Origin of the sequence: Zhongshania sp., from assembly GCF_041584495.1 — a bacterium.
GTDB lineage: Bacteria > Pseudomonadota > Gammaproteobacteria > Pseudomonadales > Spongiibacteraceae > Spongiibacter.
Genome location: NZ_JBFHDY010000206.1, coordinates 1 through 3,244, shown reverse-complemented (window position 1 = coordinate 3,244; position 3,244 = coordinate 1). Strand labels below are relative to the sequence as shown.

Here is a 3,244-nt window from a genome sequence, read left to right as displayed (position 1 = left end):
TGATAAGCGGCGGCAATTTTTTCGGTATACCGATGGCACACCAAAACATTCAGACGAAAAAACTACTGATTCAGCAAGTTTTTTAATGGTGGCAGAGCGAGGTTCGAACCCTCGACGAAGCTATAAACCCCGCAATTCAGCGGCTTGTGGGGTTTATAGCCTCGTCGGGCATTGTCGTGATACAGCCTTTACCGCGTCGCACACCTTCTATACCCAGCCGTTTCATTAATTGCTCAACCGTACAGCGTGGTGCCGCTATCAATTCTCGCTTCAGTTGTTACCACACCTTACGCGCGCCGTAATGCGATGACTCTCGTCCCAAACACGCTTGATCTCACATGACAAAACGTCGTCACGCCGAGCGCGGGCGCTGCGCTTTTCTGGCTACTGCTCAATCATTTTACGATGGTGGTATGTGGACGGTGCAATCGGCAATTCCTTGCAGATTGGCTCGACACCATATGCAGCACGATGTTGGTCAATAAAAGCCACCATCACTTCGGTTTGCTTGCGCAGGTAGCCTGCCCGTCGCGCTCCGCCTGGGCGAAAAAAGCCGCTGCCTTGCGTAAAATTTCATTGGCGCGTTTCAGCTCACGTACTTCGCGTTCAAGTTCCTTTGTCCGCTTCAATTGATCGCTACGAACACCGAGCTTGGTGCCAGAATCAACCTCAATCTTATTGATCCATGTCCTTAGCGTTTCAGGTGTGCAAGCAATCTTGGCTGCCACTGACTGAGTCGCAGCCCAACGAGATGAATAGCCATGTCCACTGGTTAGCACCAGTCGCACTGCGCGTTCGCGTACTTCCTTGGGATATCCGGGGCGTCTGTTCATAAGCTAACCCTCTAAAGAAAATTGTCCTCCGATCAACCCGGGGTGATTCATGCTTAGTGGAGTTACGTAGCCACGCAGATAATAGGGAGAAAAATCTCTGATTTGATTTTGCTTTCTGTGACCAACAGGTCTTTTCACTCCAATATTTTAGCAACTTCACTGACCCGGTTATTACCCCCTACACACGAACATACCTTTGGTCTAGTATGTAAACTCAGGCTGATTTGCTCCGTCAAATTCCTATTTCCAGCCACTCTACAGCCTGCCACTAAACTGGGAATTTTGGCGTGAATAAGAACCGCTATAGAACCTATAAATGCAAGGTGAATGTAATGAATAATCGAAAAAAATATCTAGGCGCTGCGATCACATCTATCTCAGCCCTAGCCTTCAGTTGTAATACTCTTGCCGCAGATAGTAACAGCCGAGTTATAGAGGAAGTTGTCGTTACTGCCCAGCACCGGGCACAAAGTATTTTAGACGTCCCTATTTCAATGACCGCGTTAAGTGGTGAAGCAATGGAACAAATGGGGATGGATACCCCCATTGACGTATTTGCCCAGACACCAAACGTAACAGCCCAGTTACCGACGAGTGGCACGGGCTTCCCCATTTTTAATATTCGCGGTGTCACACTCTTGGATTTCACAGACACAAATGAAGCCTCTGTTGCGATATACGTAGATGAAGTTTATTTAGGAAGCCCTGCCATTCAAAATGGGCAACTTTACGACCTAGACCGAGTCGAAGTTTTACGTGGCCCTCAGGGGACACTCTACGGACGTAACAGTACCGGTGGTTTAGTGCAGTTTTTTAGCCGCCGGCCTACTGAAGAATTTGAGGGTTATGTACAAACAACGATTGGCTCCTATAACAGTAAAACACTCGAGGCAGCCGTATCTGGCCCCCTTAGTGACAAAGTTCGCGGAAGACTAGCCATTTTCACCAACACTCGCGATGGCTGGCAAGACAACGAAAGCACTGTTCCAGGTGCAGCAAAAGATTTCGGCGATATCGATACTAATGATGCTGCCCGACTGACTCTAGAGTCTGATATTACCGACACGGTAACATTGACCGCCAATGTGCATTACGGCAACTACGAAGGTGAAAACGATCAGCGCGCCTTTTATGGCAAGGGAGATCCTGACACCGGAGAGACCTGTACACTGAGCCAAATACAAGCCTCGCAATGTATGGATTACAGTACTGGGCGAACCGAACGCGGAGACGACCCCGAAAAAGTGATATCCGACCTCGCCGAATCGCCCATTGAAAATGAAAACCATGGCGCTTGGCTAAAAGCAGAATGGGATTTAGGGAATAGCCATCTAACATCAATCACCAGTTACGATACCGTTGAAAAATATCATCTACTGGACGCCGACAACTCAGACGCTGAGTTATACGCCTTGGCGTTTTATGTACAACACGATCAAATGAGCCAAGAGCTTCGCTGGGGTGGCAGCACAAACAATCTAGACTGGGTTACCGGACTGTACCACTACAAAGACTCCCGCTTTTTCACTGTCACTTACCCTCAGCTTGCCAATGGCTATGGTAGCTTTGCCGAACAAGATGTAGAAACCAGCGCCGCCTTTGCACAAGGCACCTGGGCACTTCCCAACAATATTAATTTTACCGCGGGCGCTCGCTACACCGTTGATAGTCGCGACATTAATGAAATCGCCGCAATATCGAGCAATGGCGAAGCTGGCACCAGAAATGGCACACAAGCATACAATGTGTCACGTACCTTAGACGCCAATAAAACGACCTGGCGCCTAGCATTAGACTGGAGCTTTGCTGAGGATCAGCTCCTATACAGCAGTATCTCAACAGGTTTCAAAAGTGGTGCTTACAACACGCTGTACCCTGGTGACGAAAGCAATGTAACGAAAGCAGCTCCCGAAGACATCACCGTCTTCGAGCTTGGCGTGAAAGGCCGCTTGACTGACGACCTGCTAATGACCTACAACGTCGCAGCGTTCTACACTGATTATCAGAATGTGCAGGCTCAAGGTACTATTATAGTAGACGACACCCCACAATCAGTTATGGCTAACGTGTCCGATGCCGAGATTTGGGGGATGGAAGCCGACCTACTAATCGAGCCCGTAGCAGGCGTGACCTTAACACTAGGTGCCGGCTATTTGAATGCAGAATACGTCGCAGGCTCTAATGACACCTTCAATGGCCAACTGATTGATGGTAATCGTCCCGTTATGACCCCCAAGTTTAATGTGTCTGGGAGTGCTCGTTACGAATACAATCTCAATCAGATAGGCCGTGTGTATACCATGGTTGACTTCAGCTGGGCCGATGATGTCTATTTTGGCCCGGATAACCTAAAGACGGAAACACAAGAAAGCTATGCTCTCGTTAATTTTCACTTAGGCTGGATGAATGCT

2 protein-coding genes, 1 pseudogene and 1 other annotated feature are annotated in these 3,244 nt (G+C 48.6%); of the genes and pseudogenes, 2 read left to right on the top strand and 1 reads right to left on the bottom strand.

Annotated features, from left to right (window positions below; genetic code table 11):
* Positions 1 to 229, top strand: a 229-nt coding sequence (locus ABYP33_RS18060) for a hypothetical protein (protein WP_373092637.1), incomplete at its 5' end; no start/stop codon positions are given.
* Here ABYP33_RS18060 and ABYP33_RS18055 read toward each other — a convergent pair.
* Positions 164 to 833 (bottom strand): annotated as a pseudogene (locus ABYP33_RS18055) (IS3 family transposase); the annotation flags it as partial. The gene ABYP33_RS18060 and the pseudogene ABYP33_RS18055 sit on opposite strands and share 66 nt — an antisense overlap.
* Positions 421 to 555 (bottom strand) — a sequence feature (AL1L pseudoknot). (Overlaps the previous pseudogene by 135 nt.)
* Before the next feature lie 332 nt (positions 834 to 1,165).
* Here ABYP33_RS18055 and ABYP33_RS18050 point away from each other — a divergent pair.
* Positions 1,166 to 3,244 (top strand): TonB-dependent receptor (locus tag ABYP33_RS18050; protein WP_373092636.1); only part of this gene is annotated, 2,079 nt, incomplete at its 3' end.